This window comes from Variovorax sp. 679, from assembly GCF_003952185.1.
Classification (GTDB): Bacteria; Pseudomonadota; Gammaproteobacteria; order Burkholderiales; family Burkholderiaceae_C; genus Variovorax.
Genome location: NZ_RXFS01000004.1, coordinates 365,184 through 387,871, shown reverse-complemented (window position 1 = coordinate 387,871; position 22,688 = coordinate 365,184). Strand labels below are relative to the sequence as shown.

Sequence of the window (22,688 nt, the reverse complement as noted above, 5' to 3'; positions counted from 1 at the left end):
GGCGCAAGGCGGCCGGGAACGCGGGATTATCGCGCCCGGGCGAAGCCCCGGCCCGCAGACTCTAGACTCGGGGCACGTAACCTGCGTGTTGCGCGGGTAACGCCTGCCGCCGGGCAGGTTCATCGCACCGCCTCGAACACCATGAAACTGCGCCTGAAACACCTCGCCCTGGCCCTCGCGGCCGCCGCCGGCCTTGCCGCCCTCCCCCTCCGGGCCCAGCAGAACGACAAGCCCCTGCGCATCGTCGTGCCCTTCGCCACCGGCGGCGCGCAGGACGTCATCGCCCGCTACCTGGGCGCCAAGCTCACCGACAAGCTGGGCCAGCCCGTCATCATCGACAACAAGGCCGGCGCCGGCGGCATCGTGGCCGCCGACGCGGTGGCCAAGGCGACCGACGGTGCCACGGTGCTGCTGGCCACCGGCGGCGCGGTAACGATCGCCCCTCATCTGCAGGCCAAGCTCCCCTACGACCCGGTGCACGAGTTGGTGCCAGTGGCCCTGGTTGCCGACACGCCCATGACGCTGTCGGTACGCGCCGAAAGCCCCTACAAGACGGTGGCCGACGTGCTGCGCGACGCCAAGGCCAAACCGGGCCAGGTGACCTACGCCTCGACCGGCAACGGCACCGTCTCGCACCTGACCGGTGCGTTGCTGGCGCAGGCCAGCGGCACGAACCTGCTGCATGTGCCCTACCGGGGCGCCGCGCCCGCCCTCACCGACCTGCTGGGCGGGCAGGTCGCGACCATCGTGACCAGCGTGGCCTCGATCGAACCGATGGTCGCCAGCGGCAAGGCCCGCGTACTCGGCACCTTCTCGCGCGCCGCGCTGCCCAGCATGGGCTCGGCCCCGACCATCGGCGAGGCCACGGGCCTGCCGGGAATGGAAGTGCCGGTCTGGGTCGGCGTGATGGCGCCGGCGCGCATGCCGGCGGCGAGCGTCGAGAAGCTGTCGGCCGCGCTGGTCGAGGTGTGCAACCTGCCGGAGACGAAGCAGCGCTTCGCCCAGCTTGGCGCGGTCAATACCTGCGGCGGTGCGGCGGCTCTGGGCAAGGTCGTGACCGAGGACAGCCAGCGCTGGGCCAAAGTGATCAAGCAAGGCGGAATCAAGGTTGACTGAGCCTGCGGGCCGCAAATACCGCGTCGGCATCGCGGGCGCCGGGGCGATCGCGCTGGCCAGCGCGGCCTGGCTGCGGCGGGCGGGGCATGGCGTCACCGTGTGGTCGCCGGGCGGCCGGGGCGCGGATGCCCTGCGCACGCAGGCGCTGGAAGCCGGCGGCATCGAGTCGTTCTCGGTGACCGTCGAGGTCGCCGACGACGCGGCCAGCCTGTGCAACACCGCCGACGTGCTGCTGCTCGCGCTGCCCGTCAACGGCCACAAGCGGGTGATGGACGCCCTGCTGCCCTTCCTGCGCGACGGCCAGACCGTGATCGTCAGCTCGATGGCCTCGCTGTCATCGCTCTATCTGCATGAAGCGGCCCGCCGGGCCGGCCGGCAGGTCACAGTCGCCAGCTTCGGCACGACCGTGCTGACCGCGCGTCGCGAATCGGGTACCCAGGTCAAGGTGATGACGCGGCGCAAGGCCGTCGGTGTCTCCGCCCTGCCCGGCTCCAGGGCAACCGAAGCCGTCGCGCTGTGCACTGCCCTCTTCGGCGAAGGTTTCTCGGAGCAGCCCGGCGCCCTCGCCAGCGCCCTGGCCAACGTCAACCCACAGTCCCACGGGCCGCTGACGGTCTTCAACTGGACCCGCATCGAGCGCGCCGAGAACTGGCCGCAGTACCACTGCATGACGCCCGGCGTGTCGCGCGCGATCGAGGCGCTCGATGCCGAGCGCCGCGCCGTGGCCGCTGCCTTCGGCATCGAAGTCGGTCCCATCGAGGCGCACTTCGCGCGCTCCTTCGGCACCCAGTCGGAAAAACTCGCCGACATCGCCGCCGAGCTGCACGCCAAGCGCGGCGGCCCGCCCGGCCCCACGCAGACCGACACGCGCTACGTGAGCGAAGACATGCCCTACGGCCTGGCCTTCGTCGAGGCGCTGGGCGCCATCGCCGGCGTGCCCACGCCCGCGACCCGCACCATCGTGGATGCGGCCTCGCTGGTCAACGGTATCGACTACCGCCGCGAGAACGACCTGATCGAGCCGCTGGGTCTGGCGAACGAAACCGTCGCCGGCCTGCTCGCACGCCTATGACGCGTCGGCTTCGGGGAACACCGGCTCCCCGAGGTTGAGCATCAGCCGGTTGGCCCAGGCGAAGATGGCCACCGAATGGATCAGGTCGAGGATCTCCAGCTCGCCCAGCCCGACATCCTTCAGCTTGCGGATGTCCTCGGCCGAGACCTTGTCGGGCTCCGCACCGAGGCGGATGGAGAACTCGACGATCGCCTTCTCCCGCGCCGTGGTGCCCGCGCCCGCCGGCTCCTCGAACACCTGCGAGATCACGTCGTTGCGCTTGGCCAGCTGCTCGAAGCGCTGCGCGTGCACCGAGGCGCAGTACACGCAGCCGTTGACGCGCGACTCCACCGTTGCGCCCAGCTCCCGCTCCGCGCGCGGCATGCCGCCCGGCGCGAACATGATCGCGTTGAAGGCGATGGAGCGCTGCAGCAATATCTCGGGCTGGTGCGCCAGCACCAGGAAGTAGGGCGAGGTGCGGGCCTGCGGGCTCATCTCGTCCAGCGCCGCCAGTTGCTGGGGCGTGGCGGTGTCGACGTTCACCGTGTCGAGCCAAGGCTTCCACTTGAGCACTTCGTTGGTGAAGCCCTTGATGCGGATCGGCGCGCTCATGCCAGGGCCTCCATCGCCTTCAGCCCCGCGGCGACGCGGATCTGGTACGAAAGGAAGGCGATCAGCTGGCTCATCGCCACGATGGCCGGCGTCGACAGGCCGCTCGCGGCCAGCGACTGCACAGCCGCCTTGTCGCCTTCGATGGGGCGCTCGATCAGCTTGCCGGTGAAGGCCAGCACGGCCTGCAGGCGCGCATCGGCCACGGGCTTGCCGGCGTCGACAGCCGCGATCACGGCGGCGTCGGCGCCTTCGGCCGCGAGCCGGTCACGGTAGTGCGCAGCGAGGCTGTCGGCCTTCGAGACGCGGCAGGCGTGCAGCGCCACCAGCAGCCGCTCGCTCACCGAAATGCCCTCGACGGAGGGAGCAAACATCGCGTCGTAGCTGCCCTGCGTCGCGGCGAGCACCTTTTCGCGCTGGCGGCGCAGCGCCCAGTTGGGCTGGTCCGGCGTCAGGGGGACGACGGCATCGATCACATCGGTAGTGCTTGTCATGATTCGGTTTTTCTCAATTTCTTTCTTTGGGCGGCAGGGCAGGCGTCCACTCGTCGCCGAAGAGCTCCGGCTCGGCGAACTCCTCGAGGTTGGCCCAGTGATGGTCGAAATCCTCGCGGTAGAACAGGCTGGCGATGCCACTGGCCAGCCGTTTCGCGCCATCGCTGATGGCCGGGATATCGCCCGACACCGTGCCGTGCGACAGCGCCGCCGGGTAGCAGAAGCAGTGGATGCGCCCGAGCCCCGGGCATGCGCCGGACGCGCGCTCCTTGAATTCGAAGGCCGGCCCGAGGTCGGGCGAGTCGTCCAGTTCCTGGTCTTCGTCGCCGGGAGCGGGCACGAAACGGTCTTTCCAGGTGCGCACGTGGGCGGCAATGCCGTCGAACTCGGGGCGGTTGGGCCAGTCGACCTTGAAGCCGGTCGAGACGATCAGGAAGTCGAACTCGAAATCGCCCTTGGGCGTCGACACCACCATCCCGTCGCCCTTCGGCTCGATGGCCAGCACCGGGCAACCGAAGTTGAAGAAGGCATTGGGATGGCGCGACACCCGCAGCGTGCTGCCGTGCGGCGGCGGCACGTTCAGCACGTTGATGTAGTGGCGGATGCGCCACTTGAGTTCGTCCGGCAGGTCGTAGTGCCCCTGCGTGAGCCCCGGCACACCCGCGCCCTTCCCCTTGTTGACGCGCGGCAGGTCGCTGCGGCGGATCAGCAGTTCGACGCTGTGGGCACCGGCCTCCAGCGCGGTGGCCGCGCTGTCCATGGCCGACGAGCCCGCGCCGATCACGCCCACGCGCAGGCCCTTGAGCCTGCCGTAGTCCATCTCGTCGGAGGAATGGGCCCACTTCGATCGCGGCAGGGCATTCACGAATGCTGGAACGGCCGGCCCGCCGAGGCCGTCGCGCCCGGTGGCGAGGACGACACGGCGCGCCAGCACGCTGCTTTCGCCTTCGGGCGTGCGCAGGTCGAGCCGCACGCCGGTCGCGTCGGGCAGGGGCCGGATGCCGGTCACGGCGGCGTCGTTGCGCACGTCCACGTCCATCACGCGGCGATACCAGACGAGGTAGTCCATCCACTGCAGGCGCGGGATCTTGTCCATTGCCGTCCAGGCCTCCAGCCCGAACTGGGCCTCGAACCATGCGCGGAAGGTGAGCGCGGGCAGGCCCATCGCCGGGCCGGTGAGCTCCTTGGGCGAGCGCAGCGTCTCCATGCGCGCCGTGGTCGCCCAGGGGCCTTCGCTGCCCGCGGGCGAACGGTCGAAGATCACCGCGCGAATGCCCAGCTGCGCCAGCGCGACCGAGGCGGCCAGCCCGGCCTGTCCGCCACCGATGATGGCCACGTCGAGCATCGGTTCATCGTCGGCCTGCCGCGGGGGCATCCACTGGCGAGCGGGCCAGCCGAGGCATTGGAGGTCCTGGGCGAGCCGCGCCTCGAGCGCGGCGAGGGAAGAGGAGGAAGCGGGATCGGAAGTCGTCATCTTGATAAACGGGAACGGCGTCAAGTGTAGAAAGCTTCACGGACCTTCGCGCCACGCGCCGCCAACCCGCATGACCGTATCACTGGCCCGGATTTCGCATGCCACAATGATTTCAGACCACAGGGACCGGCATGGGCAGCAAAACCGACGGCAGCAGCAGCGAATGGTGGCGCGGCGCGGTGATCTACCAGATCTACCCGCGCAGCTTCATGGACAGCGACGGCGACGGCATCGGCGACCTGCCGGGCATCACGTCCCGGCTGGAGCACGTGGCCAGCCTCGGCGTCGACGCCATCTGGGTCTCCCCCTTCTTCCGCTCGCCGATGAAGGACTTCGGCTACGACGTGGCCGACTACCGCGCGGTCGATCCGCTCTTCGGCACGCTGGCCGACTTCGACGCCATGCTGGCGCGGATGCACGAACTGGGCCTGAAGCTCATCATCGACCAGGTGCTCTCGCACACATCCGACCAGCACGCCTGGTTCGCCGAGAGCCGCAGTTCGCGCGACACCCCCAAGACCGACTGGTACGTATGGGCCGACCCGAAGCCTGATGGCACACCGCCGAACAACTGGCTCTCGGTGTTCGGCGGCCCGGCGTGGCAGTGGGACTCGCGCCGCAAGCAGTACTACCTGCACAGCTTCCTGGCCGAGCAGCCCGACCTCAACTTCCACAATCCAGAGGTGCAGGCGGCGCTGCTTGGCGAGGTGCGCTTCTGGTGCGAACGCGGCGTGGACGGCTTCCGCTTCGATGCCTGCAACCACCAGTTCCACGACGCGCTGCTGCGCGACAACCCGCCGGCCTCGCTGGCGTCCATCGGAGAAGTCAGCACGGTGCGCGCCGACAACCCGTACGCGATGCAGCAGCACCTGCATGACAAGAGCCAGCCCGAGAACCTGGTCTTTCTGGAAGGCCTGCGCCGGCTGCTCGACGGCTACGGCGCGGTGGCGCTGGGCGAGGTCGGCGACGAGAACGCGCCGCCCGTCATGGCTCGGTACACCGAGCGCGGCAAGCGCCTGCACCAGGCCTACAGCTTCAGCCTGCTGACGGCCGACCACAGCCCCGCGCACCTGCGCCACCAGGTCGAGGCGCTCGACGACGCGCTCGCGCACACGGGCGGCTGGGGCTGCTGGGCGGTGTCGAACCACGACGTGCCGCGCGTCGCCACGCGCTGGAGCGACGGCGGCGCACCCGACACGCGCCGCGACCGGCTCTGGCTGGCCCTGCTGCTCGCGCTGCGCGGCAGCGCGAGCATCTACCAGGGCGAGGAGCTGGGCCTGCCCGAGGCCGAGGTTCCCTTCGAGCTGCTGCAGGACCCGTACGGCCGCGCCTTCTGGCCCGAGTTCAAGGGCCGCGACGGTTGCCGCACGCCGATGCCCTGGACCGCCGAGGCGCCGAACGGCGGCTTCACCACCGGCACGCCCTGGCTGCCTATGTACGGCTCGCACCTGCCGCTGGCCGTCGAACGGCAGGCCGCCGACCCCGGTTCGATGCTGGCCTTCAGCCGCGCGCTGCTGCACTGGCGGCGCACCCAACCGCTGCTGCGCACCGGCGGCATCCGCTTCATCGATGCGCCCGGGCCCCTGCTGCGCTTCGAGCGCAGCGACGGGAACCGATCGTTGCAGGTCGTCCTCAACCTTGGAAGCGAGCCGGTGTCGATGCCACTGCCTGAAGGGCTGATGCCTCTCGTCGGACAGCCGCTCGCGCCGACCGCCGTCATCCAGGACTCAGACGAAAAGCGCATGCTGACGCTGTCGCCATATGGCGTCTTCTTCGGCACGCCCGCCGCGGAAGAAGGACGAAGCTGAGCACCATGTCATCGAAGACGAAGCCGCCGCTGCTGCCCGAATCCGAAATCCACGCGCTGATGCGCGCGGAGCACGGCGATCCATTTGCCGTGCTGGGTCCGCACGAGACTCCCGAGGGCCTGGTGGTGCGCGCCCTGCTGCCCGGCGCGCAGCACGTGGCCGTGGTGCATTCGCGCACCGGCTGGCCGCTTTCCATTCTCTCGCGGCTCCCGGGGTCGGACCTGTTCAGCGGGCTGGTGCCTGCGGCCGAGGCTCGCATGGGCTATTCCTTCCAGATCGACTGGGGCACGCACACCTCGCGGCTCGAGGACCCCTACCGCTTTCCGTTCGTGCTCGGCGACACCGACGTGTGGCTGCTGGCCGAGGGCACGCACCTGCGGCCGTGGGAGCGGCTGGGCGCGCACCTGCGCGAGATGGATGGCGTGAAGGGCGTGGCCTTTGCGGTCTGGGCGCCGAACGCGAAGCGCGTGTCGGTGGTGGGCAGCTTCAACAACTGGGACGGCCGGCGCCACATGATGCGGCTGCGCCGCGAGTGCGGCGTGTGGGAGATCTTCGCGCCACACGTGTCCGTGGGCGACTGCTACGAGTTCGAGATCCTGTCGGCGCAAGGCGATGTGCTGCGCAAGGCCGATCCTTTTGCCTTCTCGTCGCAGCTTCGGCCCGACACCGCCTGCGTGGTGCAGCCCCTGCCCGCGCCGGTGAAGATGCCCGAGGGCCGCGCCGCCGCGAACGGACGCGATGCGCCGATCAGCATCTACGAAGTGCACCTCGGTTCGTGGCGCCGCAAGAACGGTCACGAATGGCAGGACTACCGCGAACTGGCCGACACGCTGGTGCCTTATGCGCGCGACATGGGCTTCACGCACATCGAGCTTCTTCCCATCAGCGAGCATCCCTTCGACGGCTCGTGGGGCTACCAGCCCATCGGCCTCTACGCGCCGACCTCGCGCTTCGGCACGCCGGGTGACTTCCGGTATTTCGTCGAGGCCGCGCACGCAGCGGGGCTGGGCGTGATCCTCGACTGGGTGCCCGCGCACTTCCCCACCGATTCGCACGGCCTCGGCCGCTTCGACGGCACCGCGCTGTACGAGTACGCCGATCCGCGCGAGGGCTTCCACAACGACTGGCAGACGCTGATCTTCAACTACGCACGCACGGAGGTGCGCAACTACCTCGTCGGCAACGCGCTGTACTGGCTGGAGCGCTATGGCGTAGATGGCCTGCGCGTGGACGCGGTGGCCTCGATGCTGTACCGCGACTACAGCCGCAAGTCAGGCGAGTGGGTGCCGAACGCGCTGGGCGGGCGCGAGAACCTGGAGGCCATCGAATTCCTGCGCCGCATGAACCGCGTGGTGGGCATCGAGCGTCCGGGAGCGGTGACGCTGGCCGAGGAGTCGACGAGCTTTCCGGGCGTGACCCGGCCGCCGGAAGACGGCGGGCTGGGGTTTCACTACAAGTGGAACATGGGGTGGATGAACGACACGCTGGCGTATGCCGGCACCGATCCGGTCTACCGCAAGCACCATCACCGGCAGATCACTTTTGGACTGATGTACGCGCACAGCGAGAACTTCGTGCTGCCGCTGTCGCATGACGAAGTGGTGCACGGCAAGGGCTCGATGATCGCGCGCATGCCTGGCGACGAATGGCAGAAGTTCGCGGGGCTGCGCAACCTGTACGGCTATCTCTGGGCTTATCCGGGGAAGAAGCTGCTGTTCATGGGTGGGGAGTTCGCGCAGTACGCGGAGTGGAATGCGGATCGCAGCCTGGATTGGCATCTGCTGGAGCATGCGTCGCATCAAGGGGTTCGGCGGCTGGTGCGCGACCTGAACAACGTGTATCGGCACTTTCCTGCGCTGCATGAGCTCGACCATGACGGGGCGGGGTTCGAGTGGATCGTGCATGACGATGCGGATCAGTCGGTGTTTGCTTTTGTGCGGCGGGCGCGGGGTGGGGCGTTTGTTGTCGTGGTTTGCAACTTCACGCCTGTGCCTCGGCATGGGTATCGACTGGGGGTTCCTTCTAGCGGGTCCTACCGGGAGGTCATCAATACGGATGGGGTTGTCTACGGGGGGAGTGGTGTGGGGAATGGAGTTGTCGAGAGTGCTCCATTGCCTTGGCATGGGAAGGCGGATTCGCTGTCTGTCAGCTTGCCGCCGTTGGGGACCTTGATGTGGGTGCTGGTTTGATTTCTGGGGCTGGTTGTTTCCCGAGGCCGGGTCTCGGCCCGGCGGCCGACCTACTTTTCTTTGCTTCGCCAAAGAAACGTAGGCAAAAGAAAGGCGACCCTACTGTCTGCGTCCCTCCGCTTCGCTACGGGCAACCTGCGGTGCTCGACGTAGGAGGGGGTCCGCAGAACTCGCTTCACTTCGTTACGCTCAAACAGCTGCGGCCCTTATCCCTCCTACGTCTGCGCTCCTCGGCGCAGCCAGAAGGGAGTTGGGAACCGAACAGGCCATCGCTACGCTCGGCCTCTGAACAGCCTGGACTGGCCTTCGCTTCGCTCGGCCACGTATTCACATTCAACTTCAGCGCCTCCAACAGGAGCAGCGATTCATTCCAAGCACGGCAAGCGCGAAGCGCTTGCCGTGCCTTGGTGGCCGAGCAACGCGATGGCCCGAGTGTTCCCTCTCCCCTCTGGCTGCGCCGAGGAGCGCAGCGTTTCGCGGATCAGGGCTCGCAGCTGTCTGAGCGAAGCGAGTTCTGCGAGACCCCGCGAAACGCGAGCACCGCAGGTTGCCCCGTAGCGAAGCGAAGGGGTCGCAGACAGTGGGGTCGCCTTTCTTTTGCCTACTTTTCTTTGGCGAAGCAAAGAAAAGTAGGTCGCCCGCCGGGGCGAGTCCCGGCCTCGGGAAGCAACCTCCCTGGGGAGCCCAAAGCATGCTGAGCCCAGGCAAGCCCTACCCCCTAGGCGCAACCCCCTCCCCACAAGGCGTCAACTTCGCCCTGGCAGCCCCAAAAGCAGAAGCAGTAGACCTCTGCATCTTCGACACCACAGGCAAGAACGAACAACAACGCCTAAGCCTGAAGAATCAAATAGACGGCATCTGGCACGGCCACCTGCCCAGCGGCAAACCAGGCCTCGTCTACGGTTACCGAGTCCACGGCCCCTGGAACCCACAGTCAGGCCAGCGCTTCAACCCAGCCAAGCTGCTGCTCGACCCCTACGCCCGCGAGATCGTAGGCACCTACGACGGCAGCGACCTCTTCCTGAGCCACGACCCGGCGAATCCGGCAAAGAGAGACACCCACGACAACGCAGCAGTCGCCCTCAAGGCCCGGGTAGCGCCGGCAACGACCGGACACGAACCCGCAGGCCGCGCCCGCATCGCATCAGGCGACCGAGTCCTCTACGAACTCCACGTCAAGGGTCAGACAAAGCTCCACCCCGCCGTCCCCGCGGCACTCAGGGGCACCTACGCCGGCCTCGCCGAACCCGCGGTGCTCGACCACCTCCAGCGCCTCGGCATCACCACCCTGAGCCTCATGCCCGTGCAACACCGCGCCGACGAGCCGCGCCTCCTGCGCATGGGCCTGAGCAACTACTGGGGCTACAACACCATCGGCTGGTTCGCCCCCGAAGCCCGCTACTGGAGCGGCCGCCCCGGCACCACGCCCGCCGGCGAGTTCCGCGCCATGGCCGACGCCATCCATGCACGCGGCATGGAGCTGGTGATCGACGTGGTCTACAACCACAGCGCCGAGAGCGACGAGCTCGGCCCCACGCTCTCGATGCGCGGCATCGACAACGCCCTCTACTACCACCTGCGCGCCGACGACCATGCGCTCTACGAGAACTGGGCCGGCACCGGCAACTGCCTGAACCTCGGCGAGCCCCGCGTGCTGCGGCTGGTGATGGACAGCCTGCGCTTCTGGGCCTGCGAGATGGGCGTCGACGGCTTCCGCTTCGACCTCGCCCCTGTGCTCGGCCGCAGCGACGCACGACACGGCTTCGACCCGCGCGCGCCCTTCTTCGCCACCATCGCCCAGGACCCTGTGCTCTCGCGCACGCTGCTCATCGCCGAGCCCTGGGACATCGGCCCCGGTGGCTACCGCCTGGGCGAGTTCCCGCCCGGCTGGCTCGAATGGAACGACCGCTACCGCGACACACAACGCGGCTTCTGGCTGCGGCAGGACCATGACGACAAGGCGAAGCTTGGCGACTTCGCCCATCGCTTCACCGCCTCCAGCAGCCAGTTCGCGCACGATGGCCGCGCGCCGACCGCGAGCGTCAACTTCATCACCGCGCACGACGGCTTCACGCTGCGCGACCTGGTGAGCTACAACGAGCGCCACAACCTGGCCAACGGCGAGGGCAACCGCGACGGGCACGGTCACAACATGAGCAACAACTGCGGCGTCGAGGGCCCGAGCGGCGACCCCGCCGTGCTGGCGCTGCGCACCCGCCTGCAGCGCGCGCTGCTCGCCACGCTGATGCTGTCCCAGGGCACGCCCATGCTGCTGGCCGGCGACGAGATCGGCCACAGCCAGCAGGGCAACAACAACGCCTACTGCCAGGACAACGAAACCACCTGGCTCGCATGGATCGGAACCTCCGCACCCGGCAGCGAGCCGGCCCTCCTGAGCGCCTTCGTCGCGCGCCTGGCCGCCCTTCGCCGCGAGGCCCCGGCCCTGCGCAGCACCCGCTGGTGGCCGGCCGAACCGCCGCAGGGCACTCCGCCGGGCATCCGCTGGCTGCGCCCCGACGGCGAGTCGATGACGCCCTCCGACTGGAATGGCGCGGGCACGGCCCTTGCAATCCTCTTCGGCAATGACACCGACGACGACAACAACAGCGGCAACGCGTGGCTGGTGATGGTGAACGCAGGCCCGCAAGCCGTGCCCTTCACGCTGCCCGCGGGCGCGTGGAGCCTGAGGCTTTCCACCGATCCCGGGCACGACCCGGGCGAGGCCGGCCAGGCGCTGGGCGGCACGGCACAAGTGCCTTTTTCAAGCATCTGGATTGCAAGAACGTAGGAGCCAGGCGCACAACGCGGTGCTAGTCTCGATGCAGAAACTCTGACGGCGGATTCCGGCAAGCGAACAGACCAACGAACGGAGACACAGGATGGACAACCTCACCCCTCGAGCGAAGGCACAGGTGCCGCAGCTACAGCAGCCGCAACAACAGGAGCTGCAGGCCCATCAACTGGTACGCCGCACCATCGCGCTGGTGCTGGCCGGCGGACGCGGCTCCCGGCTCAAGCAGCTGACCGACCGGCGCGCCAAGCCGGCCGTGTACTTCGGCGGCAAGTTCCGCATCATCGACTTCGCGCTGTCCAACTGCCTGAACTCGGGCATCCGTCGCATGGCAGTGGTCACGCAGTACAAGTCGCACTCGCTCATGCGCCACCTGCAGCGCGGCTGGAGCTTCCTGCGCGCCGAACTCAACGAGATGGTCGACGTGCTGCCCGCCCAGCAGCGCGTGGGCGACGAGCACTGGTACCGCGGCACGGCCGATGCGGTGTTCCAGAACCTCGACATCATCCAGACCCGCTCGACGCGGCACGACTACGTGGTCGTGCTGGCCGGCGACCACATCTACAAGATGGACTACTCGATCATGGTGAAAGACCATGCCGAGCACGGCCTGGGCTGCACGGTCGGCTGCATCGAGGTGCCGCGCATGGAGGCCACGGCCTTCGGCGTGATGGCCGTCGACGGCGACCGCCGGATCACCGACTTCCTCGAGAAGCCCGCCGACCCGCCCGCCATGCCCGGCCAGCCCGACGTGGCGCTGGCGAGCATGGGCATCTACGTGTTCGACTCCGAATACCTCTACCAGCTGCTGGAGGAAGACAGCGTCAACCCCGATTCGAGCCACGATTTCGGCAAGGACATCATCCCGCGCGCCGTGGCGCAGGGCCGCGCGCTGGCCCATCCCTTCGGCATGTCCTGCGTCACGCGAGCCTCGCGCGGGCCCGACGCCAAGGCCTACTGGCGCGACGTGGGCACGATTGATGCATTCTGGGCAGCCAACCTCGACCTGGCCTCTATCACCCCGGAACTCGACATCTATGACACGGACTGGCCCATCTGGACCTACCAGCGGCAGCTGCCGCCGGCCAAGTTCGTGCTCGACCGCAACGGCCACCACGGCATGACGGTCAACACCATCGTCTCCGGCGGCTGCATCGTCTCGGGCTCCAAGGTCAGCAGCTCGGTGCTGTTCTCGGGCGTGCGCATCCATTCCTTCTGCGAGATCAACGAGGCCGTGCTGCTGCCCGACGTGGAAGTCGGCCGCGGCGCCAGGCTGCACCGCGTGGTGGTCGACCGCGCCTGCGTCATACCGGAGGACATGGTGATCGGCGAAGATGCCGAGGCGGACGCCGCTCGCTTCGAACGCACCGAGAACGGCGTCGTCCTCGTCACCCGCGAGATGCTGAAACGGCTGGCTGCAGCCTGATCCAAACACGATGCGAATCCTCCAGGTCAGCGCCGAACTCTTTCCCCTCCTCAAGACCGGCGGCCTGGCGGACATCGCCGGCGCCCTGCCCCTGGCGCTCATGGCCGAAGGGCAGGACGCGCGCGTGCTGCTGCCGGGCTTTCCGGCCATCGTGGCCGGCGTGCGCGACCTGGCGCCTGTGGCCGCCTTCAGCGCGCCCTGGGGCGAGGGTTTCGGGCTGCGGCTCGGGCATATCGACATCGACGGGGCTCCGGGCATTCCGGCCTACGTGATCGACGCGCCGGCGCTTTACGGCCGGCCGGGCAATCCCTACGAAGACACCTCGCGCCAGCCCTACGGCGACAACCACCGCCGCTTCGCGTTGCTGGGCTGGGCGGCGGCGCAGCTGGCGCAGGGGCTCGATCCGCAATGGCAGCCCGAGGTCGTGCACGCGCACGACTGGCACGCGGCGCTCGCGCCGGCGTACCTGCACTTCGCGCGGCAGGCAGGCGGCCCGCGCGTGGGCAGCGTCTTCACCGTGCACAACCTGGCCTACCAGGGCATCTTCGCGCCCTGGCACTTCACCGAGCTCGGCCTGCCGGGGACGGCGTTCCAGATGAACGGCCTCGAGTACCACGGGCAGGTCTCCTTCATGAAGGCCGGCCTGTACTTCGCCGACCGGCTCACCACGGTGAGCCCGACCTACGCGCTCGAGATCCAGACGCCCGAGCAGGGCTGCGGGCTCGACGGGCTGCTGCGCCAGCGCAGCGCGGTGTTGAGCGGCATCCTCAACGCGGTCGACGACAAGGTCTGGAACCCGGCGACGGATGCCGCGCTGGTGCAGGGCTATCACACGCCCGAGGGCCGCCACATGGCCGGCAAGGCACGCAGCAAGTCGGTGCTGCAGCACCAGCTGGGGCTGGCCGACCGGCCGGACGCGCCGCTCTTCATCGTCGTGAGCCGGCTCACCGAGCAGAAGGGCCTGCACCTGGTGCTGGGCGGGCTCGACGCACTGCTCGCCCAGGGCGGCCAGCTCGCGCTGCTGGGCAGCGGCGAGGGCTGGCTCGAGGAAGCCTTCCGCAAGCGCGCGGCGGCCGCGCCGCAATCGGTGAGCGTGACCGTCGGCTACAACGAGACGCTGGCCCATCAGCTCTTCGGCGCGGGCGACGTGACGCTGGTGCCCTCGCTCTTCGAGCCCTGCGGCCTCACCCAGATGTACGGCCTCAAGTACGGCAGCCTGCCGCTGGTGCGCCGCGTCGGCGGGCTGGCCGACACGGTGGTCGACAGCTCGCTGGAAGACCTGGCCAGCGGCGAGGCCACCGGTTTCGTGTTCGACCGCTTCGAGGTGACCGACTACGAACGCGCCGTGCGCCGTGCCTTCGCCCTCTACGAGCGCGCCCCCGACTGGCGCCGCGTGCGCGGCAACGCCATGCGCCGGCCGGCCGACTGGGCCGCGGCGGCGGCGCAGTACATCGATGTCTACCAGCAAAGCCTGAAATAACCACTTCCGGGAGCGTTCCGATGACGATCAAGGACTTCGCCTACGACCACCCCGACCGCGACGTAGCGGCCTTCAAGCGCGCGGTGGCCAACAAGCTGATCTACGCGGTCGGCAAGGACCCTGTCGCGGCCAGCCAGGACGACTGGCTCAACGCCACCTCGCAGGCGGTGCGCGACCAGCTGGTCGAGCGCTGGATGATGACCACGCGCGCCAACTACGCGCAGGACCTGAAGCGCGTCTACTACCTGTCGATGGAGTTCCTGATCGGGCGCACCTTCACCAACGCGCTGCTGGCCGTGGACCTGTACGACACGGTGCGCGAGGCGCTGGCCGACTTCGGCGTCGACATGGCTGCGCTGGCCGAGCGCGAGCCCGACGCGGCGCTGGGCAACGGCGGCCTCGGGCGGCTCGCGGCCTGCTTCCTGGACTCGATGGCCACGCTCGGCGTGCCGGGCATGGGCTACGGCATCCGCTACGAGTACGGCATGTTCCGCCAGCGCATCGTCGACGGCCAGCAGGTGGAAACGCCCGACTACTGGCTCACGCGCGGCAACCCGTGGGAATTCCAGCGGCCCGAGGTGAACTACCGCGTGCGCTTCGGCGGCCATGTGCAGAAACGCGAAGGCGCCAGTGCGGCTTCAGGCGCGGCCGACTGGGTCGACACGCACGACGTGCTGGCGGTGGCCTACGACACCATCATCCCGGGCTACGGCACGCAGGCCACCAACACGCTGCGGCTGTGGTCGGCGCGCGCCACCGAGGAGATCGACCTCTCGGCCTTCAACCGCGGCAACTACATGGGCGCGGTGGAAAGCAAGAACCAGTCGGAGAACGTGTCGCGCGTGCTCTACCCCGACGACTCCACGCCCTCGGGCCGCGAGCTGCGGCTGCACCAGGAATACTTCTTCTGCAGCGCGAGCGTGCAGGACCTGCTGCGCCGCTACCTGCGCAACCACAAGACCTTCGACCAGCTGTCGGAGAAGGTCAGCATCCACCTGAACGACACGCACCCGGTGCTGGCTGTGCCCGAGCTCATGCGCCTCCTGCTCGACGAGCACGGCCTTTCCTGGGACGTAGCCTGGGCGCACACGCAGAAGGTGTTCAGCTACACCAACCACACGCTGATGCACGAGGCTCTGGAGACCTGGCCGGTGGAGATGCTCGGGCGCATCCTGCCGCGGCACCTGCAGATCATCTACGACATCAACGCGCGCTTCCTCGCCGCCGTGACGCAGAAGGTCGGCAACGACGTGGAGCTGATGCGCCGGCTGTCGCTGGTCGACGAGGCCGGCGAGCGGCGCGTGCGCATGGCCTACGTGGCAGTGCTCGCGAGCCATTCGGTCAACGGCGTGTCGGGGCTGCACTCGGAGCTGATGAAGCAGTCGATCTTCTCGGACTTCGCGAAGATCTTTCCAGAGCGCTTCAACAACAAGACCAACGGCGTCACGCCGCGCCGCTGGCTGGCGCAGGCCAACCCGCCGCTGGCGGCGCTGCTCGACCAGCGCATCGGCAAGGGCTGGCGGCGCGACCTTTCGCAGCTGGAGGCGCTGAAACCCATGGCTGCGCAACCGGCTTTCGTGCGCGCCTTCCGCCACGCCAAGCGCGAGAACAAGCTGCGGCTGGCCAACTGGGTCGAGCAGCACCTGAAGATCGATATCGACACCGACGCGATGTTCGACGTGCAGGTCAAGCGCATCCACGAATACAAGCGGCAGCTGCTCAACGTGCTGCACGTGGTGGCGCGCTACCACCGCATCCTCGACGCGCAAGCGGCGGGCGGGCCGGTCGACATCGTGCCGCGCGTGGTGGTGTTCGCGGGCAAGGCGGCATCGGCCTATGCGATGGCCAAGCTGGTCATCCGGCTCATCAACGACGTGGCGAGCACCGTCAACGCAGACGCGCGCGTGGGCAAGCTGCTGAAGGTGGTGTTTTTGCCGAACTACAGCGTGAGCCTGGCCGAGGTCATCATGCCGGCGGCCGACCTCTCGGAGCAGATCTCCACGGCGGGCACCGAAGCCTCGGGCACCGGGAACATGAAGTTCGCGCTCAACGGCGCGCTCACCATCGGCACGCTGGACGGCGCCAACGTCGAGATGCGCGAGAACGTGGGGCCGGAGAACATCTTCATCTTCGGCAACACCACGCCCGAGGTGGCCGACATCCGCTCGCGTGGCTACCAGCCGCGCGAAATCTACGAGGAAAACGCCGAGCTCAAGCGCGTGCTGGACGCGATCCGCGACGGAGAGTTCTCACCCGGCGAGCCGGCACGCTACCAGGGCATCTACGACGCGCTGGTGAACTGGGGCGACCACTACCTGCTGCTGGCCGACTACGCGAGCTACGTGGCGAAGCAGGCCGAGGTCGATGCGCTGTACCGCGACTCGGACGCGTGGACGCGGATGGCGGTCCTGAACGTGGCGGGGATGGGGGCATTTTCGTCGGACAGGACGATTGCGCAGTACGCCCACGAGATCTGGCACACGAAGCCCGTGGTATTAGGCTAACCCCCAGGCTTGCCCACTTCGTGTGGCCGCCAACCCCCTTGCAGGGGGCAACACCAGCGGCCCGGCAAAGCCGGTTCCGCGGTGTTCACGAAAAGAGTCGTGTCAGCGTGGAGGCTTCTGCGGCGCAGCTTCCGCCTCTGTCACGAAGCCGATGCGGCTCAGCCCAGCTTTGTTCGCGATACCCATCAGCGCCACCACCTTGCCGTAGGGCACGGTCTGGTCGGCGCGCAGCTGCACCTCGGTGTCCTTGCTGTCGGCGGCGGCTTTTTCCAGTTGCTGCGCCAGCTCCTCGTCGGTCACGGCCTTGTCGTTGAGGAAGACCTTGCCCGAGGCGTCGACCGACAGGCTCACGAACTTGGGCGCGTCGTTGGGCTGGCCGGCGTCGGTCTGCGGCAGGTCCAGCTTGATCGAGCTGGCCATCAGCGGCGCGGTGATGATGAAGATCACCAGCAGCACCAGCATCACATCGACCAGCGGCGTGACGTTGATGTCGGACAGCGGCCGCTGCGCGCCCGCGCCCATTGCGCGACCGCCGCCGCCGGTTGCGCTGCCCAGTGAAGTGCGACCGAAGGCCATGGTTGCCGTTCTTCTATGCGCTCAGACCGGCATCGGCCGTGCGGGCGGCGGCGCGACGGGTGCCGGCGGGGCGCCGAAGCTGCCCAGCAGGTCGTGCGCGAAGCCTTCGAGCTCGGCTTCGATACGGCCGATGACGCGGCCGAAGACGTTGTAGGCCAACACGGCAGGAATGGCCACGGCGAGGCCGAAGGCCGTCATGATGAGCGCCTCGCCGACCGGGCCCGCCACCTTGTCGATGGTGAAGCCGCCGGTCTGGCCGGCGATGCCGGTCAGCGCGCCGTAGATGCCCCAGACCGTGCCCAGCAGCCCGACGAAGGGCGCGGTGGCGCCGACCGTGGCGAGCAGGATCTGCCCCGCCTGCAGCCGGCGCAGCGCGCCGTGCAGGGCGTCGCGCAGCACGCGCGTGAGCCGCTGGTTGCGGTCGACCGTGGCGCCCAGGGTGCCGGCCGGCTCGCCGGCGGCCACGCTCCTGATGGCCGACACGGCGGGCGACACGAGCGTGGCGCGGTCGAAGGCCTTGAGCTTCTGCTCTGCATCAGCCAGCGTGGAAGACTGCCAGAACGCCGCGATGCTGCGCAGCACGTCGCGCGTGCCGCCGCGCAGCAGCCATGCCTTCCAGAGGATGATGACCCAGCTCGCGATCGACATCGCCAGCAGCAGCGCGGCCACCGAACGGCTGACACCGTCACCATGGGCCAGCAGTTCGAGCACGCTCATCGGCGGTCCTTCTTGCTGTGCGGTCAGCGAAGACCGAGCACGTCGTACATGTCGAACAGGCCCGCGCGCTGCCCGGCCAGGAAGCGCACGGCGCGCAGGCTGCCTTGGGCGTAGGTGACGCGGCTCGACGACTTGTGGGTGATCTCGATGCGCTCGCCGGTGCCGGCGAACAGCACGGTGTGGTCGCCCACGATGTCGCCGCCGCGGATGGCCGAGAAGCCGATGGTGGACGGGTCGCGCTCGCCGGTGATGCCCTCGCGGGCGTAGACGGCGCAGTCCTTGAGGTCACGGCCCAGCGCGTCGGCGATGACTTCGCCCATCTTGAGCGCGGTGCCCGAGGGCGCGTCTACCTTGTGGCGGTGGTGCGCCTCGATGATCTCGATGTCGTAGCCGGTGGCCATGGCCTTGGCCGCCATCTCGAGCAGCTTGAAGGTGACGTTGACGCCCACGCTCATGTTGGGCGCCATCATGATCGCGATGTCCTTGGCGATTTCGGCGATCTCGGCCTTCTGCGCGTCGCTGAAGCCGGTGGTGCCGATGACGGCCTGCACGCCCAGTTCGCGGCAGACCGCGAGGTGCGCGAGCGTGCCTTCGGGGCGGGTGAAGTCGATGAGCACCTGCGCGTCCTTCAGGCCGGCGCGCAGGTCGGACACGATCGGCACGCCGCTGTCGAAGCCCAGGAAGGCGCCGGCATCGGCGCCGAGGGCCGGGCTGCCGGCGATGTCGAGGGCGCCGGCCAGGCGCAGGTCGGGCGCGTTGCGCACGGCCTCGATCAGCATGTGGCCCATGCGGCCCGAGGCTCCGGCGATGGCGACACGGCGCGGCGCGGAGGCGGAATTGCTGTTGGGAGTGGAGGTGGGTTCGGTCACGCTGGTTCAGTCTTCGGGAATTTCGAAACGGCCAATGGCATGCATGGACACGGAACGGACGCCGCCCGACTGGCGGGCGCCGCCCGCAGCCGCCGATGCTCCTGCGCGCTCAGCGCGCGGCTTCGAGCGGGGGGTAGGCGGCCGGCAGCGGCGGCAGGGAGGCCGATGCGCCCGTGGCGGAACCGGCTTTTTTCTCGTCGTCCTTGGGCGCGTATTTCTTGAGCTCGTCTTCCGAGGCCTCGAGCGTGGGCACCTTGCCGGATTTCTTGCGGGTGTCGAGCGTGGCGACGAATTCTTCTTCGCTGGGCATTTCGTCGCCCTCGAAGCGGTCCATCAGCTCGCCGTTGAAGAACACCGTCAGGTGGCGCTCCTGCGGGTCGACGCCCTGGCGGCGGATGGTGAACACGTAGTCCCAGCGGTTGGCGTGGAACACGTCGTTCAGCAGCGAGGTGCCGAGGATTTCACGCACCTGCTGGCGGGACATGCCCGGCTTGAGCGCCGCGACCTGTTCCTTCGACACGAAATTGCCCTGAACCACCTCGACTTTGTAGGGGGTTACGGCGGCCAGCGCGCCACGCGTGCGCTCGGTGAAACCGCTGCAGGCACCGAGGCCGAGCGTTGCCGCGACGGCGACAGCCAGCAGCCAGGGCCGGCGTTGGAAGTTGGCAGGCATGGGAGGAAAAGGGGGTAGCGATATGATCGGCCATTGTAGCGGCTGGCCTTTTCGGGGCCTTTAGCCGCAGCCCTCCGGGGCGCAGGAACCAACATGGCCAACATCGACGAACTGAAGAACACAGGCCTCAAGGCCACCCTCCCGCGCCTGAAGATCCTGGAGATCTTCCAGACCGGCAGCCAACGGCACATGACGGCGGAAGACGTCTTCCGCGTGCTGCTCAATGAACACTCCGACATCGGCCTGGCCACGGTCTACCGCGTGCTCACCCAGTTCGAGCAGGCCGGCATCCTGGAGCGCAGCCACTTCGAGAGCGGCAAGGCGGTCTACGAGCTGAACGAAGGCACCCACCACGACCATCTGGTCTGCACCTCATGCGGCAAGGTCGAGGAGTTCTACGACGCCGAGATCGAGCGCCGCCAGCAGATGATCGCCAAGGACAAGGGCTGGATCCTGCAGGACCACGCCATGTCGCTCTACGGTCTTTGCGGGGACTGCGCGAAAAAGCGCTGACCCCGGAACGGGAGACGCGGCCCGGCGGCGGCCGCATCCCCGGGATCGATCAATCCCCGTCGCGGGAGTTTTCCATCGCCTTGTGGTGGCGCGCCACGAAGTCGGCATAAGTGTCGATGCCGCGCAGCTGCAGGATCGAATTGCGCACCGCCGCCTCCACCAGCACGGCGATGTTGCGCCCAGCCACCACCTGGATGATGACCTTGCGCACGGGGATGCCCAGCACGTCCTGCGTGAGCGGCGCCGAAGGCATGCGCTCGTAGTCGCGCTCGAAGCTGTCGCGCCGCACGAGGTGCACGATGAGCTTGAGCCGCATCTTCCGGCGCACCGCCGTCTCGCCGAAGATCGCGCGAATATCCAGCAGGCCGATGCCGCGAACCTCGAGCAGGTTCAGCAGCAGGTCGGGGCAGCGCCCCTCGATGGTGTTCTGGTTGATGCGGAACAGGTCGACCGCGTCGTCCGCCACGAGGCCGTTGCCGCGCGAGATCAGCTCCAGGCCGAGCTCGCTCTTGCCCAGACCCGACTCGCCCGTGATCATCACCCCCATGCCCAGGATGTCCATGAACACGCCGTGCATCGAGGTGCGCTCGGCGAAGTGCTTGGACAGGTAGGCGCGCAGCAGGTCGATCACGAAGGCCGACGACTCGCGCGTGGCGAACAGCGGCAACTGGGCGCGCTCGCAGATCGACAGCAGCTCGTCGGGCGCGGCCTGGCCGTCGGCCAGCACAAGCATCGGCGGCTCCAGCGTGACGATGCGGGCGATGCGCCGCGCGCAGTCTTCCTCGCTGCCGCGCGTCAGATAGGCCACCTCGCGGGCGCCGAGGATCTGCACGCGGTACGGGTGGATGTAGTTGAGGTAGCCGACGAGGTCGGCCGCCGACTGGGCGCGGCTGATGACCTCGGGGTCGAACTGGCGCTCCGAGGCGCCGAGACCGGCGAGCCATTCCCAGCGGAGCGAGCCGCGGAACTCCTCGAACATGGCATCGGCGCTGATGACGGTCGGCTTCATGCGTTCAGGAGGCGGCGCACGGGCGCCGGCATTGCGTTGGAGTGAGGGAGGGTGCCGCGCAGCTTATCAGCAGCCGCGCGCGCCGACGCATGCGCTCAGGCGACCTGCGTGGACTGCCAGCTGGCGATGAGGTCGTGCAGGGCCGCCGCGTCAGTGCTGGACTTGATCTGTTCGCGGAGGCTGGCGTCGCTCAGCAGCTCGGCGATTTCGGAGAGGATTTCGAGATGCTTCTGCGTGGCCGCCTCGGGCACCAGCAGGAAGATCAGAAGTGCGACGGGTTGCTCGTCGGGAGCATCGAAGCCGATGGGATTGGCCAGCTGGAACACGGCGGCCATCGGCGACTTGAGGCCCTTGATGCGGCCATGCGGAATGGCGACGCCATGGCCCAGGCCGGTGGAGCCGAGGCGCTCGCGCGCGAACAGGCTGTCGGTGATGAGGGCACGGCCCAGGCCGTGAAGGCTTTCGAACAGCAGGCCGGCTTCTTCGAAAGCACGTTTCTTGCTGGTAGCGTCAACGCTCACAAGCACTTGAGCGGGCGGCAGGATGGACGCGAGGCGATTCATGGTGGGTGCAGAGCGGGGGCGATTATGCACCCGCTTGGTAAAAACCCCCAGTCCCCTTATTTACTTTCTGTCTACATGTTGCCCGGAGGCCTCGCGCTCCCCTCTGGGCGCTTGCCAAAAGACCCAGTGCCCCGGTCGGAAAACACGGGAAGGCGCGGAAAAACAAAAGGCCGCCCGAAGGCGGCCTGTGATGCGAGCCCTGAGGCTCCTATTTACATCACGCGCTTGGGTGCCGCGTGATGGTGATCCTGCAGGCGGTCCTTGTGGCGCACCACCTGGCGGTCGAGCTTGTCGACCAGTTCATCGACCGCAGCGTAGAGATCAGCGTGGCTCGACTCCGCGAACATGTCATTGCCCTTGACGTGGATGTTGCATTCCGCCCTTTGGCGGCGTTCCTTTTCCTTCTGCTTTTCCACCGTGAGGATCACCTTTACATCGACTACCTGGTCGAAGTGTCGGATGACCCGGTCCAGCTTGCTCGTGACGTAGGTGCGCAAGGCAGGTGTGACGTCGAGGTGATGACCGCTGATCGTCAAATTCATGAATGACCTCCTGGAATTGACGGTTGGGGAAATGACCGCGCCGCGGAATGCGGTTTGGCCGGCGAAACGGGAGTTCTCTGGGGACGGGGAGAGGAAAGAGGGGGAGAGGGAAAGAAGAGGGGAAGGTCGATTCACTATGCCCAAGCTGTCACGGTATTGCAATACCTGAGTTGCCCGGGGTTTTGCAGCTTTGTGCGCAGCTTTTCACACGCTAGTGAATCGATAGCAGCTGGCGCGCGCGGGGCAGGCGATGCCGCGTTTTCGGAACAAGTGTTTCACCGGTG

General features: G+C 68.0%; 19 protein-coding genes. 9 read left to right on the top strand and 10 right to left on the bottom strand.

Annotation, left to right across the window (positions count from 1 at the left end):
- Positions 1–141 precede the first annotated feature (141 nt).
- Together EJO71_RS12210 and EJO71_RS12205 are read left to right on the top strand one after the other, a co-directional pair.
- A complete protein-coding gene (locus EJO71_RS12210) occupies positions 142–1,116 on the top strand; it encodes a tripartite tricarboxylate transporter substrate binding protein (RefSeq protein WP_125948971.1) in 975 nt (324 codons plus the stop codon).
- On the top strand, positions 1,109–2,188 hold the full coding sequence (locus tag EJO71_RS12205) for an NAD/NADP octopine/nopaline dehydrogenase family protein (protein ID WP_125948970.1): 1,080 nt from the start codon (positions 1,109–1,111) through the stop codon (positions 2,186–2,188). Before EJO71_RS12210 ends, EJO71_RS12205 begins: the two co-directional genes overlap by 8 nt.
- Here the strand turns inward: EJO71_RS12205 and EJO71_RS12200 are convergent.
- Genes EJO71_RS12200 through EJO71_RS12190 form a run of 3 tightly spaced genes read right to left on the bottom strand, consistent with a single transcriptional unit; the run spans position 2,183 to position 4,744 of the window.
- Positions 2,183–2,779, bottom strand: coding sequence for a peroxidase-related enzyme (locus EJO71_RS12200; RefSeq protein WP_125948969.1), 597 nt, complete (start codon positions 2,777–2,779; stop codon positions 2,183–2,185). The genes EJO71_RS12205 and EJO71_RS12200 overlap by 6 nt on opposite strands.
- Entirely contained in the window at positions 2,776–3,270 is a 495-nt protein-coding gene (locus tag EJO71_RS12195; RefSeq protein ID WP_125948968.1) for a CMD domain protein, read from the bottom strand. Before EJO71_RS12195 ends, EJO71_RS12200 begins: the two co-directional genes overlap by 4 nt.
- 13 nt (positions 3,271–3,283) lie before the next feature.
- Positions 3,284–4,744: an NAD(P)/FAD-dependent oxidoreductase gene (locus EJO71_RS12190; protein ID WP_125948967.1), complete on the bottom strand. Its 1,461-nt coding sequence runs from the start codon at positions 4,742–4,744 to the stop codon at positions 3,284–3,286.
- Positions 4,745–4,875: 131 nt separating this feature from the next.
- On the opposite strand from EJO71_RS12190, the gene EJO71_RS12185 reads away from it, so the two are divergent.
- The 6 genes from EJO71_RS12185 (at position 4,876) to EJO71_RS12155 (ending at position 16,942) form a co-directional block, all read left to right on the top strand.
- On the top strand, positions 4,876–6,552 hold the full coding sequence (locus EJO71_RS12185; RefSeq protein ID WP_125948966.1) for an alpha-glucosidase: 1,677 nt from the start codon (positions 4,876–4,878) through the stop codon (positions 6,550–6,552).
- A 5-nt stretch (positions 6,553–6,557) separates the two neighbouring features.
- Positions 6,558–8,741 carry a 1,4-alpha-glucan branching protein GlgB gene (gene glgB / locus EJO71_RS12180; protein WP_125948965.1) on the top strand — a complete coding sequence of 728 codons (2,184 nt, stop codon included), beginning with the start codon at positions 6,558–6,560 and terminating at the stop codon, positions 8,739–8,741.
- Positions 8,742–9,432: 691 nt separating this feature from the next.
- Positions 9,433–11,529: a glycogen debranching protein GlgX gene (gene glgX / locus EJO71_RS12170; RefSeq protein ID WP_125948964.1), complete on the top strand. Its 2,097-nt coding sequence runs from the start codon at positions 9,433–9,435 to the stop codon at positions 11,527–11,529.
- A 91-nt stretch (positions 11,530–11,620) separates the two neighbouring features.
- On the top strand, positions 11,621–12,958 hold the full coding sequence (glgC, locus tag EJO71_RS12165) for a glucose-1-phosphate adenylyltransferase (protein ID WP_171022538.1): 1,338 nt from the start codon (positions 11,621–11,623) through the stop codon (positions 12,956–12,958).
- Between the two features lie 10 nt (positions 12,959–12,968).
- Positions 12,969–14,438: a glycogen synthase GlgA gene (gene glgA / locus EJO71_RS12160; RefSeq protein ID WP_125948963.1), complete on the top strand. Its 1,470-nt coding sequence runs from the start codon at positions 12,969–12,971 to the stop codon at positions 14,436–14,438.
- Between the two features lie 20 nt (positions 14,439–14,458).
- Positions 14,459–16,942, top strand: a complete 2,484-nt coding sequence (locus EJO71_RS12155; RefSeq protein ID WP_125948962.1) for a glycogen/starch/alpha-glucan phosphorylase — start codon at positions 14,459–14,461, stop codon at positions 16,940–16,942.
- A gap of 102 nt (positions 16,943–17,044) precedes the next feature.
- Here EJO71_RS12155 and EJO71_RS12150 read toward each other — a convergent pair whose 3' ends face one another.
- From EJO71_RS12150 to EJO71_RS12135, 4 genes are all read right to left on the bottom strand, one after another.
- Positions 17,045–17,518: a biopolymer transporter ExbD gene (locus EJO71_RS12150; RefSeq protein WP_125948961.1), complete on the bottom strand. Its 474-nt coding sequence runs from the start codon at positions 17,516–17,518 to the stop codon at positions 17,045–17,047.
- 21 nt (positions 17,519–17,539) lie between these two features.
- Positions 17,540–18,235, bottom strand: a complete 696-nt coding sequence (locus EJO71_RS12145) for a MotA/TolQ/ExbB proton channel family protein (RefSeq protein WP_125948960.1) — start codon at positions 18,233–18,235, stop codon at positions 17,540–17,542.
- A 23-nt stretch (positions 18,236–18,258) separates the two neighbouring features.
- Positions 18,259–19,104, bottom strand: coding sequence for a 4-hydroxy-tetrahydrodipicolinate reductase (gene dapB / locus EJO71_RS12140; protein WP_125948959.1), 846 nt, complete (start codon positions 19,102–19,104; stop codon positions 18,259–18,261).
- A 109-nt stretch (positions 19,105–19,213) separates the two neighbouring features.
- The gene (locus EJO71_RS12135) at positions 19,214–19,777 is read right to left on the bottom strand and encodes an outer membrane protein assembly factor BamE (protein ID WP_125948958.1); all 564 of its coding nucleotides are present in this window, start codon (positions 19,775–19,777) and stop codon (positions 19,214–19,216) included.
- A gap of 93 nt (positions 19,778–19,870) precedes the next feature.
- Between EJO71_RS12135 and fur the strand changes: the two genes are divergently transcribed.
- A complete protein-coding gene (gene fur, locus EJO71_RS12130) occupies positions 19,871–20,290 on the top strand; it encodes a ferric iron uptake transcriptional regulator (RefSeq protein WP_125948957.1) in 420 nt (139 codons plus the stop codon).
- A gap of 49 nt (positions 20,291–20,339) precedes the next feature.
- Here fur and hprK read toward each other — a convergent pair whose 3' ends face one another.
- From hprK to raiA, 3 genes are all read right to left on the bottom strand, one after another.
- A complete protein-coding gene (gene hprK / locus EJO71_RS12125) occupies positions 20,340–21,299 on the bottom strand; it encodes an HPr(Ser) kinase/phosphatase (RefSeq protein ID WP_093053985.1) in 960 nt (319 codons plus the stop codon).
- A 95-nt stretch (positions 21,300–21,394) separates the two neighbouring features.
- Positions 21,395–21,862, bottom strand: coding sequence for a PTS sugar transporter subunit IIA (locus EJO71_RS12120; RefSeq protein WP_125948956.1), 468 nt, complete (start codon positions 21,860–21,862; stop codon positions 21,395–21,397).
- 212 nt (positions 21,863–22,074) lie between these two features.
- Positions 22,075–22,404: a ribosome-associated translation inhibitor RaiA gene (raiA, locus tag EJO71_RS12115; protein WP_125948955.1), complete on the bottom strand. Its 330-nt coding sequence runs from the start codon at positions 22,402–22,404 to the stop codon at positions 22,075–22,077.
- Positions 22,405–22,688 lie beyond the last annotated feature (284 nt).